Below are 17,298 nucleotides of genomic sequence, written 5' to 3'. Positions count from 1 at the left end.
GGCCGCTATGCCCTTTTCCTCATTAATCTCCGCTGGTGTAGAAGCGCTGAGTAATCAAGTATTAGCCCTAGATGACACCAGCCAAGCTCGCCGCAGCCAACTGGCTGGTAAAGTGTTAGCTATTAAAATCCAACCTCTGCCGTGTTTTTACTTTGTGATTAGCGAGCAACAGTTAGATGTGCTGAATCAGTTTGAAGGCCAAGCAGATTGCAGTTTGAATTTGTCTTTGTTCACCTTAGCTGAGCTTAAACAGGCGGATAAAATTCCTAGTTTAATTAAGCAAGACAAGTTGCAGCTAGAGGGCGATATTAAACTTGCTCAGCAGTTTGCCGATTTGTTCTTGCAGCTAGACCCAGATTTTGAAGAAAAGTTATCCCAACGAGTGGGTGATGTTGCGGCTTACCAAATAGTCTCTAAAGGCCGTATGGTCGCCGAAGCTTTAAAAAGTTTATTTAACAAAACTCCTGAAAAATTTACCGAATTGGCTAGCGAAGAGTGGAAGTTGCTAGTGGGGCAATTGGAATACCAAACGTGGCAGCAGCAAGTACAGACACTTGCCAAAGACCTAGACAGTTTGGCCGTGAGAATACAGGAATTGAGTGAATGACCCCCAAAGAGTTCGCTCGTTTTAGGCAAATCAATCGTACTTTATGTCGGTATGGTATCGACCAGTTATTACCCAAACGTTTTTGGCCGTGGCCGCTACGTTTTTTACGCAGCCTAGTATTTTGGTGGCGCAATCAGCATAAAAATAGCGCACCTGGTGCGCGTATTCGAATGGCGATGGAAGAACTCGGGCCGGTATTTATTAAATTTGGCCAAATGATGTCTACCCGCCGTGATTTGTTACCGCCAGACATTGCCGACGAACTCGCGTTACTGCAAGACCAAGTGTCGCCGTTTTCTGGTGAACTAGCGAAACAACAAATTGAGTTGGCCTTAGAACAGCCTATTGAAAACCTGTTTGATGATTTTGATATGCAGCCCTTGGCGTCTGCGTCTATCGCCCAGGTGCATACCGCTCGCTTAAAAGAAAATGGCCAAGAGGTGGTGCTTAAAGTTATTCGCCCTGGCATTGAGCGCACTATTTTGTCTGATATCGCGCTAATGCAGCGCGTAGCTGGGTTTTTTGCGCTGTTTTTCGCTGACGGTCGCCGTTTGCGTCCTAAAGAAGTGGTTGAAGAATATCGCAAAACTATTGTTGATGAATTAGACCTCGCTCGCGAAGCATCGAATGCAATTCAACTGCGCCGTAACTTTACTGAAGCAAAAGAGCTGTATGTTCCTGAAGTGTATAGTGAGCATTGTCGTAAAACCTTGTTGGTTATGGAGCGTATTTACGGTATTCCAGTGGCCAATATCGACGAGTTAGAAGCGCAAAATACCAACATGAAATTGTTGGCAGAGCGTGGCGTAGAAGTGTTTTTTACTCAGGTATTTCGCGACAGTTTCTTTCATGCAGATATGCACCCGGGTAATATTTTTGTCTCGCGTGAGCACCCAGAAGATCCGCAATACATAGGTATTGATTGCGGCATTGTAGGAACGCTAAACAAAGAAGACCAACGCTATTTAGCGGAAAACTTTTTGGCCTTTTTTAATCGTGACTACCACAAAGTGGCGCAACTGCATGTAGATAGCGGTTGGGTGCCTTCAGATACCAAGGTAGAAGAGTTTGAAGCAGCGATTCGCACGGTGTGCGAGCCAATATTTGCTAAGCCTTTATCAGAAATATCTTTTGGTCATGTATTGTTAAACCTGTTTAACACTGCGCGACGTTTTAACATGGAAGTGCAGCCGCAATTAGTATTGTTACAAAAAACCTTGCTGTATATAGAAGGTTTAGGACGACAGCTATACCCAGAGTTAGATTTGTGGGCCACAGCGAAACCATTTTTAGAGCGCTGGATGCGCAAACAAGTGGGGCCAGAAGCAGTGTTTACTGCGTTTAAGGAAAAGGCACCCTATTGGTTAGAAACGCTGCCGCATTTGCCAGAGTTGGTTTATGATAACCTGCAATTGGCCAAGCAACAGCAGCTTAAGTTTCAACAGTTTACTGCACAGTATTTGCAGCAACAAAAGCAACGTCAGCGTAGCTTAATTTTGGCTTTGGTGTCCGCTTCTAGCTTAATTTCGGCAGCGGTCATTTACTCAAGCCTACCCATGGTTGCTGCAGCCTTAGCGGTATGTAGTGGTTTAACTGGGTTAATTAGCTGGCGACAACTAAAATAGAACTATGGCCATTGTGGCCAAACAAGAATGTAAAAGGAAAAACAGATGGGTGGAATTAGTATTTGGCAACTGTTGATCGTAGCGGTCATTGTGGTGTTGTTATTTGGCACCAAAAAACTACGTAACATGGGTGGCGATTTAGGTTCAGCGGTGAAAGGTTTTAAAAATGCCATGAACGACGATGATGCCAAGTCTGCAGATAAATCTACGCCAGAACAGCTCGCTCAAAACAAAGAGCAAACTGAAGAAACCACTAAAAGCAAAGACCAGCAGCAAGGTTAAGCATGTTTGATATTGGCTTTTGGGAGTTAATTTTAATCTCGATTATGGGCTTGGTTATTCTTGGCCCAGAGCGTTTACCGGGTGCTATTCGCAGTGTATTGGCAGTGGTTAATAAAGTGAAGCAGTCGGTATCGTCTGTGACTACCGAGCTAAAGCAGGAGCTTGAGCTGGATGAGTTGCATCAAAACTTGAAAAAGGCCGAGCAACAAGGCTTAGAGTCACTGAATGGTGATTTGAGTGAGTCTTTTGAAACCTTAAAGGCACGCGCCGAGTCTGTCACTCGCCCATATCAAAAGACCACATCTGATAAGCCTGATGTTGAAAAGGCTGATCCGGCAAATACTCAGCATCAAGCCGACACGGTGGAAATGCCTGCAGATTCACAACCTGAAGCCAACCAAGAAGATAAAAAATAAGCTATGAGTGATGCCCCAGCGCAACCCCTAATTGAGCATTTAGTTGAGTTACGCAATCGCTTGCTGCGTGGCGTACTGGCCTGTTTAATTGTATTTCTTGGCCTGGTCTATTTTGCTAACGATATTTATTCGTTAGTGGCCGAACCCTTGTTAGCGGTGTTGCCCGATAACGCCAGTATGATTGCTACCGACGTAGCCGCGCCGTTTTTCACGCCTATCAAGCTCACTTTAGTGGCGTCGGCGTTTATAGCGATGCCTTATTTATTGGCGCAAGCTTGGGGCTTTATCGCGCCGGGTTTATATCAACACGAACGTAAGTTACTCATTCCTTTGGTATTTGGCTCTGGTTTATTGTTTTATGCCGGAGTGGCTTTCGCCTACTTTGTGGTATTCCCACTGGCTTTTGCATTTTTTACTGCGGTAGCGCCAGAAGGCGTAACCATTGCCACCGATATTTCTAATTACCTCGATTTTGTACTGAAGCTGTTTTTTGCCTTTGGTTTAGCCTTTGAAATCCCCATTGCCACTATGCTGCTGTGTTGGTCGGGTGCGACTACTCCTGAAAAGCTGCGTAGCAAGCGTCCTTATGTGATTGTAGGGGCCTTTGTGGTGGGTATGTTGTTAACCCCGCCAGATGTGATTTCTCAAACCTTATTAGCCTTGCCAATGTGGCTGCTATTTGAAGTCGGTTTATTCTTTGCGCGTTTTTATGTGCGCAAGAATGATGACGAAGAAGCGCAAGCCTAAGCCTCATGTTTGATATCGCGCTTAATCTTACCAGTTCGCAGTTTGACAAAGACCGCACCGAGGTGGTTGAGCGTGCCCAACAATCGGGCATTAATGGTATGTTATTGCTTGCTTCCGACATGCAAGAAAGCCAAGCAGTCAGTGAGTTGGCACTGCAATGGCCAAATCTGTGTTACGCCACTGCAGGAGTGCATCCGCACGATGCTAAATCGGTAAGTGTAGAACAGCTGGCTGAGTTAAAACCTTTATTGGTGCAATCGCAGGTGGTGGCTGTGGGGGAGTGTGGTCTCGACTTTAATCGTGATTTTTCACCCCGTCCTCAGCAAGAAGCGATATTTGAAGCCCAGCTCGCCTTAGCGGCAGAGTTACACATGCCGGTGGTAATGCATGAGCGAGACGCCCATCAGCGCTTTATCGATATTCTTACTCCTTGGCGCGATAAGCTGCCTGGTGCAGTGTTGCATTGCTTTACTAGCGACCAAGCGGCGCTTAAAGCCTGCTTAGATTTAGACATTTATATCGGCATCACCGGTTGGGTGTGCGACGAGCGCCGCGGCCAAGACTTACAGCAACGCGTCACCGAAATTCCCGATAATCGTTTACTGCTAGAAACCGACGCGCCTTACCTGCTGCCAAGAGATCTTACACCCAAACCTAAAAGCCGCCGTAACGAGCCTTGTTATTTAGGTCACATTTACCAGCGGGTAGCCGATTTACGCCAGCAAGATGTGTTTGAGCTACAACAACAAGTACAGCAAAACGCCAAACAATTATTCCAACTGTAATTCCCTTGTCACTTTTTTGATGTTTCCTTGAGTTTTGTCTTATTGTTCACACCTTGGGTGTAGTTCTTGCTTGGCTATATGCTTAAAAGGTTCCTATGCTTGAAAGATAAGTCTGGAAATAAACCCGAATAGGCTTCAAAACGGCTTTAAAAAGCCGCCTCAAGGACGAGATTATACTTTGATTAGATTAGTGTTATTTCTTCAACGATACGGTTTTGCCATTGGCTGTTTGCTGGTGTTTAGCCCTGTTAGCGTGGCGGCGATTGTAAACAACAACCACCTTTATCAGAAAACCCAAGTCATCACTCAACAGCTGGTGGCGATTCGTGAACAGCAAAAGCTTCCAGCACTTAGTACCGAACCGCAAATTTTTGCCGATAAGTTGGCTATCCATTTGGTATTTAAGAGCCAGCAGTTAAGTGAGTTTGCTGCCAAGCTGCAAAGCAAGCATGGCGTGCCTGTTAGTGCTAATAAAAACGTGGCTTATCGTGTCATTCGGCCACGTAGCGTTATGCCTTATCTGGAGTTGTTAGAGCAACAACTTGATGCTGTGGCGACTAAAATAGCAGCGACTAAGCCCGTAGACATAGAACGTCCCTTAGGGAAATCAGTGAATGATGTTTACCAACAATTGGTGATTATTGAGGCCTTATTTGTTGATTTAGTTGATCGAGAAGGGAACACCGCGTTAGCCAAGAACCTCGCGATCATTAAGGGCGATCTACAACAGATAAGCCAGTTAAAAGACTTACCACTGAACTTTGCATCGCTAGACAATTTTCAAAACCGCGAGTTAACAGACGCTAATATTGTGGCTTTTCAGTGTTTGTATTTATTAGAACGTTTATTCCGCCAACTGGCGATAGAACCCAGCAAGCCAGGGCGTTTACCTACCGGGGAATCCAGCCTCTATCAAGTGGTGGATAGCACCGTTAATTTACGTGCTGAGTTACATCGAGCTAAAACCATCTTACAAATTGAACAAGACAGCCCTGCAGAGCCAATGGCAGGCCTTAGCAATGCGAATTTGCTATACGCGCAGTTGGTGCAACTGCGTAGTGGTTTGTTACAGATGGTAGGAGCGCCAGCCTTATGATGGACAAATTGAGCCTAAGTCAGAAAATCGCCCTGATTCCTGTTGGTATTGTGGTGTTGCTCGGCATTATGCTGTGGAGCAGCATGTTAGCGCTAAAAAATGTTGAGCAACAAACCGTCGAATTTTCGCAAAAAGTTGAGCCACGAGCCCGCTTAGCGGGAGAGTTGTCGGTAAATGCTTTACAGCGTTTAGTGGTGCAATCACGCTTTAGTCAAAGCGAAGACCCTCAGTTATTACAGCGCTACCAACAGTTATCGCAACAGGCGGAGCAACTAGGAGGGAGCCCTCACCTTGCTGGTTTCGATAATGCCGAACAGATTACCAGTAACTCCCAGTTGCTAGACCAACATTTTGCCGCAGAATTGGTTCCTTTATTGGCAGAAGTGAGCCGTCTTGAAAATGCTGTGTTACGCCAGTTAGTACCACATGCGCTGGCCAATAGCGCTGATATTCATGCCACTTTAGATCCTCTTAACTCAGGCCGTTTACCGGGGTTAACCGTTAACTTAGCGAATCATATTCAAGCTGCTGCCATTGCATTAATGAGCCATTTAAACCGCCAAGATGATCGCAGTAAAGACCAATTCTATTTAGAGCTATTTGGTGCAGAAAATGCCTTGTTAGATTTACAAAAAGGGCTAAATCGAGAGCACCACAAAGCCTGGATTAAGCTGGTAGCAAAAGATGTTGCCGAGCTGGCTACCTCGGCCTCTCGGTTATTTGAGTTGCTGCAAGAGCGTCAATTGCTAATGGAAGACCTATTAAACCCTGCCGCTGAGCAAGTGGTGCAGGGGGCGAGTGACAGCCAGCAACATCAATGGCAAGTGCTCAGTAATTCTAGCCGAGCCATTAGCCAACAATTACAACAAACCGCCTGGACTAATATGGCCTTTGGTTTGTCTATTGTGGTGATATCGCTACTCATGGGCTGGATAATTACCCGTTTGATTCGCCAACCTATTGTGACCATGGTTGAAGCGATGCAAGCCATTGCTCAAGGAGATGGTGATTTAACTCAGCGGCTTAAAGTAAAAGGCAAGGATGAGTTAGCGCAGCTAGCCGAAGCCTTTAACCAGTTTATTGCATTACTGCAAACCACTGTAACCACTATTAATACTAACGTGGTGGAGCTTAATTTGGCAGCAGGGCAGCTAAATGATTTGGCTCAGCAATCTAAAGACCAAATGGGCCAACAGCAGCAAGTGGTTGGCGAAGTCAGCCACCATATTGGTCAGTTATCGCAAGGTTTTAGCGAAGTGGCTGATCATGTACGCAGTGCCGATACCTCTGCGATTGCTATTGATGAAGCCTCCGAACACGGCAATCAGCTGACTCAATCCGCCACCTCTGAAATAAAGCAGCTAGTGGGGCAGGTGGATAGCGCGTCTGAAGATATGCGAGAGCTGGCGCAAAATAGTAAAGATGCCAGTAAGATCTTAGAAGTGATTAATGGCATTGCAGAGCAAACTAATTTGCTGGCGTTAAATGCCGCCATTGAATCGGCTCGAGCGGGAGAGCATGGTCGCGGCTTTGCGGTAGTGGCTGATGAAGTAAGGAACTTAGCCAAGCAAACCCGTGGTTCTACCGATCAAATTGAGCAAATGATGGGAGAATTAGTCAAAGGTGCAGAAAAAACCGAAGGGCAAATGCGCCAAGGGCGCAGCCAAGCTAGCGCTAGTTTTGAACTGATGTCGGAAATGCAGCAATCAGTAGCAACGACTCACCAGTTAGTTAGCGATATTACTAACTTGTTGGATGATGTAACGGCTGCTTGTGATGCACAGTTAAATACCTCGGAAACAGTCGTCAACGAGATGCAAGATATTGAATCGGCTGCGCAACGCAGTTTAGAAGGTACCGAGCACACAGCTCAACAGGCTGAAAAGGTTGGTCAGCTAAGTGGTTTGATTCAAGCTAGTATTGCCAATTTTAAAGTATAGTCTTTAAGCGTTAAGCCAACTGTTCATCATTTTTATAGATGTTCTTGGTTTAGTGTTTATGTTTTTTCTTGATAATTATTTTAATTTAAACTCAGGCTCCCTCTCTATTTAAATATAATACAGCACTTGAAAGCGCTTTCATTCTTTTTGAATAAGGCTTTCATGAATTTATTATCTAAATAAACTCCCCATTTAAATAAATTATATAGAGTATGTACTTTGGGAATAATTGCATATTTCTAATGTAACAGATCTATCTGTTTACAATATTTAACATTAAGTTGTTGTTTTTTAGCTATTTAATTGTTTTTCGTTTTCTGCGAGTCTCTCCTTGTGTCGCTTCACACTTTAATATTTTAGTCATAATAAACGAGTAGTTTACCGTGCTATGTTTTTATCGTAATTAAATTCATAGATATATAAATAAGAATAAAACATAAAATAATTATTTATTAAGGAAGTAAAATGCAAGTTGGGAAAGTTATAAAAATTGTAGCCGGTCTCGCTATTACATCTGTTGTAGTAGGTTGTAATAGTGATACAGAATATGTGTATGTTGATCCGCCAATCGCAGACAGCATCGATTTAGGCCCATTTAAGTGTACCGATGAAGAGCTAGCAGAAGATGCAGCAAAAGACTGTCGCTTGTACATTAAAGGTTCTATGAACAGTTGGTCATCGCGCCCAGAAGCACAACTGCATTACCAGGGAGAAGGTGAATACATCGCTTTGTTTAGCATGCAGCCCGGCGAGTACTCATTCAAAATCTCTGATCCAAGCTGGAGTGCTGAGCGTGATTTAGCCATTGGTGAAGACGCTGATGCCGAAGTGGTGTTTGATATTCCGATGGAGCTGCAACGAAAGTATGACGACTTTGGTAACCAAAACATGGATATCACAGTTTCCAGCGATGAAGACCAAGTGTATCGCTTTACCTTAGATTCATCATCAGGGATCAACAACCCTAGTTTGTTGATTGAAAATATTACCGATACCGATGCCGATAAACTGTCTGAAGCTATGTATATAGTGGGCACATTTAACGATTGGACTGCATCAGATAACGCCGAGTTTACCTATAAAGGTGCCGGTAACTACGAAGCTGAAGTGACTTTTGCTGAGGCTGGTACTGTTAGCTTCAATGTTCATCAAGGCATGGATAAACCGAACGTATATGGCTCTTTAGATAATCAGCCTATTAGCTTAACTGAGGGAGCGTCGGCATTAACCACTTACCCTGGTGGTAAAATGTCTGCCCATGTTGAGGCCGGCAGCTACGTATTCTCGCTATCTATATTAGGGGATGGGCAGTTAGCTGTGCCGTTGTCTATCGCTAAAGTAAGGGCTGTGATTGGCCACGACACCATTACTGCCGTGAATGTTGCCACTAACATTACTTCCGACGGTAGTACTTTTGCCCAGAGTTATGCTTGGGATGCAGAAGGCGATATGAGTGTGAGTTTGAGCGATGATACAACGCAAGCTCAAGCTTCAGTTCGCCAAATGGCGACTGCTGATACCGAAGGTCGCTACACGGTAACGCTTACTACTAACAAAGATCTTAGCTCAGAAGCGAGCGCTAGCCACGATGTTGATGTGATCGAACTATTCAATGCCAATAACATTGTAATGATGATTGGTGATGGTATGGGCTATCCGCAACTGGATGTTACGCGTGCTTACCAAGGCGAAGCTTTATTCCTAGAATCGGGCAAGCATCGTGGCGATATTAAAACCGCTAGTGCTGATACCCTAGGCTACGAGAATCTTGCTGAGCTTGGCATGAATTACTATACCGATTCTGCAGCAGCGGCTACCGCAATGGCTACGGGTCGTAAAGTAGTTTCTGGCACCATTGCTCAGGCACGTCCAGGTGACGGTTCAAATTTAGAAACCATTTTGGAATACGCGCAAAGTTTGGGTAAATCAGTAGGTATTGTTGCTACGTCGCACTGTGTGCATGCTACACCTGCAGCCTTTGCTTCACACGGTCCAAACCGAAATGACTTTGTTACCTTGTCTAAAAGTATGTACGGCGATGTTCAACCTAACGTTACCCTGTGTGGCAGCAAGCAAGTCGACGGCGTTGATGTAATTAGTGCTGAAGCTACAGCGGCTGGCTATACCGTCGTCGATTCAAAAACGGCTCTTATTCCTGCGGTGGCTGCGTTACCAGCAACAGATCCGAATGCAGAGATTTTGTTTGCCGGCATTTTTGGTGAAGATGAAATTCCTTACGTATTACCGCTTGGCGATCAGAAAAGCTACGAAGAGCAAGACATTCCTCAGCTGAATGAAATGACCCAAATTGCGATTGAAATTTTATCTAAAAATCCGAACGGTTTTGTCTTAATGGTTGAAGGTTCGCAAATCGACTTTGCTGGTCACCTTAACGACGAAGAAAGAGTGATTCACGAGACCATCGCCTTTGATAAAACAGTACAAGAAGTAGCGAGCTGGGCTGAATTACGCAGTGACTCAATGGTAATTGTTACTGCCGACCATGAAACGGGTGGCTTAGCATTAGAAAAAACCAACGGTATTGGCCAAGTGCCAGAAGTCAGTTGGAAGTGGGGAAGCCACACTAATGTAGACGTTCCTATTGCATCTTGGGGTTTAAACTCACACGCTTTTGTTGGTCGCACTGTAGAAAATACCGCGATTTACAACGTAATGCGTGGCGCCTTAAACGCTGAGTAAATAAGCTATTACCTCTGAACTGTGCCTTGGCATAGTTCAGAGGATTTCAGGTGAACTATGTTACGAATATTATGTTTTGTTTTTGCTGGCTTAATTAGCCCATTAGTATTGGCGACTCCAAACCCTTGGTTATCGCTAGTGCCAGAGTTAGAAAGAGATCAGCCAAATCAAAATCCTATTAATCATCAAATACAGCTTGATGAGCGCGCGCCGCAAATAAAGTCTGGCGGTTTAGTGCAAGCCTTAAACGGCCAAGATATGCGTATGCCTGGTTTTGTCGTGCCATTAGAAAGCGATGGTGACAAAATTACTGAGTTCTTTTTAGTACCATTTTTTGGTGCATGTTTGCACTTACCCCCACCGCCTCCCAATCAAATCATCCACGTTCGCCATCCTGCTGGAATCGACATGGTTGAACCTTGGGAAGTGATTTGGATAAGTGGTGAAATGCAAGTAAAAGCCACCGATGTAGAAGGTATTGCCAGCGCTGGGTATGCAATGAGCCTAAATAAAGACATCGAGTTTTACGCGCCTTAACACGGGTTAAAAAGTGCCTGAACAATAAGTTAATCATCACTAGTGCTAGGTTCCCTAATTGTGAGAGTATTCAAGCAACTAACAGGGAGCGATAGCACGTGCATATACCCAAGCATTTTCAACAAGACGACTGGACAACTATTTCTCAGCTGATCACCTATAATCCACTTGCCACTATCACCACTCAAAGTGATGCCGGCCTAGTGGCCGATCATGTGCCCTTACTACTGGCTAAAAATGCTCAAAATGACTGGTGTTTACAAGGTCATATCGCGCGAGCTAATCCCTTAGCTAAGCGTTTGCAGTCATGCTTATCTGCATTGGTGGTGTTTCAGGGTGAAGATGCTTATGTATCGCCAAATTTTTATCCCTCTAAGCAGGCTAACCCAAAGGTAGTACCAACTTGGAATTATCAAGCTGTGCATATCAATGGCGTTATCGAGGCTAAAAATGATGCCGCTTGGACGCTGGATTTGCTACAGCGATTGACTCTAGAGAACGAGCAAAATCAAACTAAGCCTTGGCAAGTAAGTGACGCACCAGATAACTTTATTGCTCAGCTAAACAAGGCCATTATCGGCTTTGAAATAAGCATTGATAAGCTGCAAGCCCAATTTAAACTGAGTCAAAACCACAGTGTAGAAAACCAACTGGGTGTCGCTAAAGGCTTGGCTAAGATTAAGCCAAGCATGGCTAAGCAAATAAAAGAACATGCCGAGTTAGTAGCAAAGGGTGATGCAAGCGAATGACTAAAGCGAAGTTAGTCTCATGGAATGACGCCAAAGGTTTTGGTTTTTTAAAACTCAGTGATAAAAACGCTGAGAAAAACTTGTTTGTACACGCCAGCAGTTTTGATGATCGAAGCATTATCCCCGAGCGCTTAATCGGCCATTGGTTTACTTATCGCTTATCAGCCGATAAACAAGGTAGGCCCTGCGCCAAGCAACTTAAATTGGTGGGCGCAAAACCGGCATTTGTTAATAAGACCAACAAGGCTGGACTTGGCGCGAGTATAAAAGTCGCGGTATTTGCTGGTTTACTAACGGCCTTAGTGATGTTGGCAAACTTGCCATTGGCAATTGCGTTGGCCTATTTAGTGATGAGCTTAGTCTGTTTTGCTTTGTATGCTCTAGATAAAAGCGCTGCTCAAGCGGGTCGTTGGCGAGTGCAAGAAGCCAAGCTACATGTATTTGCCTTACTCGGTGGTTGGCCGGGCGCGATGCTGGCTCAGCAGTACTTACGACACAAGACCCAGAAACAGCAATTTCGCTGGGTGTATTACGCTACCGTTTTGCTTAATTGTGCGGCATTAGCATATTTGCTTACCCCGTCGGCCGCGCCAATGCGCCAAACGATAAGTGAGTTTGTGTCGAGTTTTGTTTAAATGAATATCACCATCGAGCCTTATTCCACCAAGTTTGCTAAACAAGTCGCCGATGTATTTACTCAAGCGGTGCATGCCATTGGTGATGAGCACTATAGCGCCGAACAAAAACAAGCATGGGCAGCAACACCCGTAGATTACTCATATTGGCAGCAACGCTTAAAAGCCGAACGCTGCTTTGTGGCCTTGCAAGCTGAAACTGTAGTGGGCTTTATTGAGCTAGAGGGCTGCAATATTGATTGCTGCTATGTTTCGCCAAAATACCAAACTAAGGGTATTGCGCTACAAATGCTTCAGTATATTGAAGCGATTGCTCGCCAACAGCAAAGGGAATACTTGTTTGTTGATGCGTCTAAAGTGGCTAGGGGGTTCTTTGTTAAACAAGGCTTTAGCGTGATTAAAATCAACAAGGTACAGCGAGCAGGGCAAACTTTGCTTAACTTTAGTATGCAAAAATCCCTGTAGCCATTCCCACTTACTGTAAAGTTAGCGAGATAGTGCTGACAATTATCATAATGAAAGATCCTCGTACTTGTTTTTAAATAGTTCATGCTAATGGCAACGATGCGAGGGGGAAGCATGAAAATTATTATGGGTATTTTGCTGGTAACGTTGAGCGGCTGTAGTCAGCAGCAGGCTTATAATGCCATGCAAGGAAACCAACGACAGCAGTGTGACAAACACACTAATCATCAAGATTATTTAAGCTGTATGGATAAAGCTGATGTGAGCTTTGAAGAGTACCAGCGTCAGCGCGATGAACTGCTGAGCGATGACGCAAAATAAAAAACCAAGCCTAGGCTTGGTTTTTGGTATTTCAAGGGAGTTTAAAGCGCTTCGCCGTTCACACTAAGCAGTACGTCTATATTACCGCGAGTAGCGTTTGAGTATGGGCAAACCTGATGAGCAACCTTAACCAACTCTACTGCCGATGCTTGCTCTAGTTCTAGCTCTACTGCCAGCGCGACTGTTAGTGCAAAACCGCCATTGTCATTTGGGCCAATGCCTACAGTAGCAGTGGTTGGGGCAGATTTAATCGCCACTTTACCTTCTTTGGCGACGTGTAAAATAGCATTAGAGAAACACGCGGCATAACCTGCTGCAAATAGTTGCTCTGGGTTAGTGGCTTCGCCGCTGCCGCCCATTTCTTTTGGGTAGCTAAGTGCTAGGTCTAATTTTTTATCGTCGGTGCTTACTTGGCCATTACGACCGGCTAGTGCTGTAGCTGAAGTAGTGTATAAGGTTGTCATATCGTGTCCCTTCAATTTAAGTTGCGCGCAATTTAATTGTTTGCAACTTTAGTTGAGGGTGAGATGAAATGCAAGTATATTGTGCACAATTTATTTTATGAAGGTTTTACCATGATCAAGTTAAGTGAGCAATCTGACCAGGTGGTGAACCTCAGCTTAGACAAGCAACTATGTTTTTCTTTATACAGCGCGTCAAATGCCATGGGCCGTGTCTATCGCCCGTTGTTAGATAAACTCGATCTTACCTACTTGCAGTATATTGTGATGATGGTGCTGTGGGAGCACGACAGTGTCAGTGTGAAAAGCTTGGGGGAAAAAGTGCATTTAGACTCTGGTACCTTGACTCCTTTGCTAAAAAGACTAGAAGCAAAAGGTTTGGTGATTCGCGCAAGAAGTGAACATGATGAGCGAGTAAGAGTGATTAGCTTAAGTGAGCAAGGTGTGAGCTTACAACAACAGGCTGAGAGCGTTCCTCAAGCCATGTTGTGCCAAGCCGATATGCCGTTAGAAGAACTGCAGGCATTAAAACAAGGCTGCGATCGCTTGTTTGCCAAGTTGATGAAATAACTGTCATTAGTCGCCCATTTTGCTTGCGAGTGACAACAAGTTTTATAAAAGGTCTGTAATAACTCGAAATAAGTAATCGGTATAACGATTAGGCTGGTTACACTAATGCCTTACTCAACCATGGACAATGCTCATGCCTCAAGGCGCGGTAAAAGAACTCAAATTATTTAATTTGGCGTGGCCGATTTTGGTTGAGCAGTTAACCAGTGGCTTTGTGGTAATGGTTGATATTTACTTCCTGAGTTTACTAGGGGAAGACGCCGCCGCGACTGCTGGTTTGCTAATGCCCTATCTATGGATTGGCTTCTTTGTTTTGCCGATGCTTTCTACCGGCGGCACTGCGGCAGCATCGCAGTATTATGGGGCTAAGCAGTTCGACAAAGTGATACCGGTATTTATGACCAACGTTTTGTTGCTGGGTTTGGCTGGTATCGCCTTTAGTATTTTTACCTATCTCAACTATAACAATATTGGCGTGTGGCTGAACTTCCCTGCGGCAATGCAGCTGTATGCTGAAGATTACTTGGCCATAATGGCGTTTACTTTTGGTTTCTTTGGTTTGCGCTGTGCTTATGGCTCTATTTTGGCCGCAAAAGCCATGACCAATTGGAATATGTTGGCGTCACTACTGACGAACGTGGTGAATGTTTTTCTAAATGCTACTTTCTTTTTTGGCTGGTTTGGTATCGAACCCATGGGTTTAAAAGGCATCGCCCTAGGCACAGTGTTGTCTTACCTGTTTGCCTGCTTAGTGGTGATGGTGATTGTGCATGTTAAGGCGCAAGTGAGCTTTGAATTTAACCGCGCAATTATTCCGCGAATGCGCGCCGTTTTTAAACCCTTGATGAAAATCTCTATTCCCTCTGCCGCAGAGCCTGCCAACTATACTCTGCAGCAAATTGTCGTCGCAGGTATTTTGGCCACTCTTGGGGTATTGGCGGTGTCGTCTTATACCTTTGTGCTGCGCTTTTTGTTTATTTCAATGGCAGTGAGTTGGTCGTTAGCAGCGGCAGGGCAAATTATGATGGCGCATCAAATGGGCGCACGAAAACTGCAACAAGTGGATGCTACATACAATCGTTGTGTAAGCTTGGCGATATTATTCGCCTTTGTGAACATGTGTGTATTTGCCTGGTTTTACCAACCTCTTATTGGTCTTTTTAGTGATGATCCTCAAGTGGCTTTTTATGCCAAATGGTTACTGATTATTTGTATTGTTATGGAGCCATTTAGAGCGATTAATATTGTGGCTGGCATGGGCCTAAAAGCGGTCGGCGATGGGCGCTTTGCGGCGACCGTAGGGGTTGCTTTTATTTGGGGTATTGTGCCGATTATTTACCTGTGTTCTATATCTTGGCAGTTGGGCATTATTGGCGCATGGGCATGTTTTGCCTTAGATGAAGTGGTACGCGGGCTGATCAATCACTGGCGGTGGAAAACTTACCGCTGGCATAACATGGGCATTGTTTAGTGGTGATTACACGCCAAGCTTAGCGATTGTTCACATTCTAGATTGCTTCGCTATTCTATTTGCTGCAAATTAGGCTAATACTTATCAACACTTTAGCGTGATCCTCGGGTTTATTGCGGTTCGCTGTAATAAATGGAATTGCCGTTGGCTTAGTTTGGCGGCAGACAGGGTTGTTTTATTCCTTTAAGTAGCGAGAACAGCAATGAAATTAGAGTCTTTAGCACTTCACCATGGCTATGAATCAGAAGCCACCACCAAAGCTGCGGCAGTGCCGATTTACCAAACCACGTCTTATACCTTTGACGATACTCAGCACGGCGCAGATCTCTTCGATTTGAAGGTACCTGGCAATATTTATACGCGAATTATGAACCCTACCACCGATGTGCTGGAGCAAAGAGTTGCAGCAATGGAAGGTGGTATTGCCGGCTTAGCCTTGGCCTCTGGCATGGCAGCAATTACGTATGCCATTCAATGTATCTGTGAAGTAGGTACGAATATCGTTAGCACCAGCCAAGTGTACGGCGGCACCTATAACCTATTTGCTCATACCTTCCCTAAACAGGGCATTGATGTTCGCATGGTGTCGGCTGATGATTATGCGGGTTTTGAAGCCGCGATTGATGACAATACTCGCGCCATTTTCTGTGAATCTATCGGTAATCCGGCAGGTAATGTTGTCGACTTGATTAAACTAGCGGAAATTGCCAAAAAGCATGGCGTTCCACTTATGGTAGACAACACTGTTGCTACGCCATTTTTGTGTCGACCTATCGAGCTAGGTGCCGATATTGTTATCCACTCGCTGACTAAATACATTGGTGGCCACGGCACTTCAATTGGCGGCATTATTGTGGACTCAGGTAAGTTTGATTGGGTTGCCAATAAAGAGCGCTTTAAGATTTTGAATGAGCCAGATCCGTCTTACCATGGAGTGGTGTACACCGAAGCGCTTGGCCCTGCCGCATATATTGGGCGTTGTCGGGTGGTACCGCTGCGTAATACGGGAGCGGCTATTTCCCCTATGAATGCTTTTCAAATTCTCCAAGGTTTAGAAACACTGGGTTTACGCATGGAGCGCCATTGTGAAAATGCCGAAAGCTTAGCGGCGTACTTAAAGCAACATCCAAAAGTGGAATGGGTAAACTACGCTGCTCTGCCTACTAGCCCTTATAATGAGGTTTGCCAAAAAATCGCTGGTGGTAAAGCCTCTGGCATTTTGAGCTTTGGTATTAAAGGCGGTAAAGAAGCCGGCGGTAGATTTATTGATGCTCTACAAATGATTTTACGTTTGGTGAACATAGGCGACGCCAAGTCATTAGCTTGCCACCCAGCTTCAACGACTCACCGTCAACTAAATGAAGAAGAGCTGGCGAAAGCAGGTGTTAGCTCAGATTTAGTGCGCATTTCGGTAGGTATCGAAAACATCGGCGATATCATTAACGATGTAAGCCAAGCCTTAGAAAAAGCCTAGTATTTACACTTTCGATTAAAAAAGCCGACTAATAAGTCGGCTTTTTAGTTATTTGGTTTTTTACTATTTATCGATTCTAAAGTCGTACACTTTACAGTTCGACCAAGACTCAACCCTAGCTGACACAGGTTTGTCGTTCATGTAAGACGACAAAAATAGGGTGATAAGATTCTGGTCTGCTTTATCTATGTAGCAGAAGCCACCGTTTGCATGACCTGAAATATCGGGACCGCAAGTCTCACAGCTATTGATCACATTACCGTTACTATCATTATGCTGAATTTTAAAATTAAGGTATTCATTACGGTAATGAATATTAGTAATCTCGCCTTCTTGTATGGCTTCAGAGGCCTCTACAAAAGGTGTAGCAAATACGCATAGGGTTAACGCTTTAAGTATTAACGATTTCATTTTCAT

Annotated in this window: 19 protein-coding genes; 17 read left to right on the top strand and 2 right to left on the bottom strand. The window is 44.6% G+C overall.

Translation table 11 applies throughout. The features are described from left to right. Window positions 1–7: 7 nt before the first annotated feature. The 14 genes from Q4549_RS12750 to Q4549_RS12685 all read left to right on the top strand — a co-directional run bounded on the left by Q4549_RS12750 (window position 8) and on the right by Q4549_RS12685 (window position 12,905). Complete coding sequence (locus Q4549_RS12750) at window positions 8–607, top strand: SCP2 domain-containing protein (protein WP_303516537.1); 600 nt, start codon at window positions 8–10, stop codon at window positions 605–607. Next, window positions 604–2,232 (top strand): ubiquinone biosynthesis regulatory protein kinase UbiB, encoded by a 1,629-nt coding sequence (gene ubiB / locus Q4549_RS12745; RefSeq protein WP_303552312.1) that lies wholly within the window; start codon window positions 604–606, stop codon window positions 2,230–2,232. The genes Q4549_RS12750 and ubiB overlap by 4 nt, the downstream gene beginning before the upstream one ends. A gap of 45 nt (window positions 2,233–2,277) precedes the next feature. Then, window positions 2,278–2,514: a twin-arginine translocase subunit TatE gene (gene tatE, locus Q4549_RS12740; protein ID WP_303552310.1), complete on the top strand. Its 237-nt coding sequence runs from the start codon at window positions 2,278–2,280 to the stop codon at window positions 2,512–2,514. Window positions 2,515–2,516: 2 nt separating this feature from the next. Further along, a complete protein-coding gene (tatB, locus tag Q4549_RS12735) occupies window positions 2,517–2,930 on the top strand; it encodes a Sec-independent protein translocase protein TatB (protein ID WP_303516533.1) in 414 nt (137 codons plus the stop codon). Between the two features lie 3 nt (window positions 2,931–2,933). Next, complete coding sequence (gene tatC / locus Q4549_RS12730) at window positions 2,934–3,677, top strand: twin-arginine translocase subunit TatC (protein ID WP_303552307.1); 744 nt, start codon at window positions 2,934–2,936, stop codon at window positions 3,675–3,677. 5 nt (window positions 3,678–3,682) lie between these two features. Next, window positions 3,683–4,462, top strand: a complete 780-nt coding sequence (locus Q4549_RS12725) for a TatD family hydrolase (RefSeq protein ID WP_303552305.1) — start codon at window positions 3,683–3,685, stop codon at window positions 4,460–4,462. 178 nt (window positions 4,463–4,640) lie between these two features. Beyond that, window positions 4,641–5,558 carry a hypothetical protein gene (locus Q4549_RS12720; RefSeq protein WP_303552302.1) on the top strand — a complete coding sequence of 306 codons (918 nt, stop codon included), beginning with the start codon at window positions 4,641–4,643 and terminating at the stop codon, window positions 5,556–5,558. Further along, window positions 5,555–7,498, top strand: a complete 1,944-nt coding sequence (locus tag Q4549_RS12715) for a methyl-accepting chemotaxis protein (RefSeq protein ID WP_303552299.1) — start codon at window positions 5,555–5,557, stop codon at window positions 7,496–7,498. The genes Q4549_RS12720 and Q4549_RS12715 overlap by 4 nt, the downstream gene beginning before the upstream one ends. A 465-nt stretch (window positions 7,499–7,963) precedes the next feature. Further along, window positions 7,964–10,198 (top strand): alkaline phosphatase, encoded by a 2,235-nt coding sequence (locus Q4549_RS12710; RefSeq protein WP_303552296.1) that lies wholly within the window; start codon window positions 7,964–7,966, stop codon window positions 10,196–10,198. Window positions 10,199–10,255: 57 nt separating this feature from the next. Further along, the gene (locus tag Q4549_RS12705; protein ID WP_303552293.1) at window positions 10,256–10,735 is read left to right on the top strand and encodes a DUF3299 domain-containing protein; all 480 of its coding nucleotides are present in this window, start codon (window positions 10,256–10,258) and stop codon (window positions 10,733–10,735) included. A 98-nt stretch (window positions 10,736–10,833) separates the two neighbouring features. Beyond that, the gene (locus Q4549_RS12700; RefSeq protein ID WP_303552291.1) at window positions 10,834–11,484 is read left to right on the top strand and encodes an FMN-binding negative transcriptional regulator; all 651 of its coding nucleotides are present in this window, start codon (window positions 10,834–10,836) and stop codon (window positions 11,482–11,484) included. Continuing rightward, window positions 11,481–12,119, top strand: a complete 639-nt coding sequence (locus tag Q4549_RS12695) for a DUF1294 domain-containing protein (RefSeq protein ID WP_303552290.1) — start codon at window positions 11,481–11,483, stop codon at window positions 12,117–12,119. The genes Q4549_RS12700 and Q4549_RS12695 overlap by 4 nt, the downstream gene beginning before the upstream one ends. Then, complete coding sequence (locus Q4549_RS12690) at window positions 12,120–12,584, top strand: GNAT family N-acetyltransferase (RefSeq protein WP_303552287.1); 465 nt, start codon at window positions 12,120–12,122, stop codon at window positions 12,582–12,584. Window positions 12,585–12,698: 114 nt separating this feature from the next. Then, window positions 12,699–12,905, top strand: coding sequence for a hypothetical protein (locus tag Q4549_RS12685; protein ID WP_303552284.1), 207 nt, complete (start codon window positions 12,699–12,701; stop codon window positions 12,903–12,905). A gap of 41 nt (window positions 12,906–12,946) precedes the next feature. Here Q4549_RS12685 and Q4549_RS12680 read toward each other — a convergent pair whose 3' ends face one another. After that, a complete protein-coding gene (locus Q4549_RS12680) occupies window positions 12,947–13,369 on the bottom strand; it encodes an organic hydroperoxide resistance protein (RefSeq protein ID WP_303514796.1) in 423 nt (140 codons plus the stop codon). A gap of 111 nt (window positions 13,370–13,480) precedes the next feature. Here Q4549_RS12680 and Q4549_RS12675 point away from each other — a divergent pair, with 111 nt between their 5' ends. The 3 genes from Q4549_RS12675 to Q4549_RS12665 all read left to right on the top strand — a co-directional run bounded on the left by Q4549_RS12675 (window position 13,481) and on the right by Q4549_RS12665 (window position 16,881). Beyond that, complete coding sequence (locus tag Q4549_RS12675; RefSeq protein WP_303552281.1) at window positions 13,481–13,936, top strand: MarR family winged helix-turn-helix transcriptional regulator; 456 nt, start codon at window positions 13,481–13,483, stop codon at window positions 13,934–13,936. A 133-nt stretch (window positions 13,937–14,069) separates the two neighbouring features. Then, window positions 14,070–15,407, top strand: a complete 1,338-nt coding sequence (locus tag Q4549_RS12670) for an MATE family efflux transporter (RefSeq protein ID WP_161985104.1) — start codon at window positions 14,070–14,072, stop codon at window positions 15,405–15,407. Window positions 15,408–15,609: 202 nt separating this feature from the next. Next, window positions 15,610–16,881 carry an O-acetylhomoserine aminocarboxypropyltransferase/cysteine synthase family protein gene (locus tag Q4549_RS12665; RefSeq protein ID WP_303552278.1) on the top strand — a complete coding sequence of 424 codons (1,272 nt, stop codon included), beginning with the start codon at window positions 15,610–15,612 and terminating at the stop codon, window positions 16,879–16,881. A gap of 63 nt (window positions 16,882–16,944) precedes the next feature. Here Q4549_RS12665 and Q4549_RS12660 read toward each other — a convergent pair whose 3' ends face one another. Continuing rightward, window positions 16,945–17,292 carry a hypothetical protein gene (locus Q4549_RS12660; RefSeq protein ID WP_303552275.1) on the bottom strand — a complete coding sequence of 116 codons (348 nt, stop codon included), beginning with the start codon at window positions 17,290–17,292 and terminating at the stop codon, window positions 16,945–16,947. Between the last annotated feature and the right edge of the window lie 6 nt (window positions 17,293–17,298).

Origin of the sequence: Agarivorans sp. 2_MG-2023 (genome assembly GCF_030548085.1) — a bacterium.
GTDB lineage: Bacteria > Pseudomonadota > Gammaproteobacteria > Enterobacterales > Celerinatantimonadaceae > Agarivorans.
This window is presented reverse-complemented; position numbering and strand designations above follow the sequence as displayed.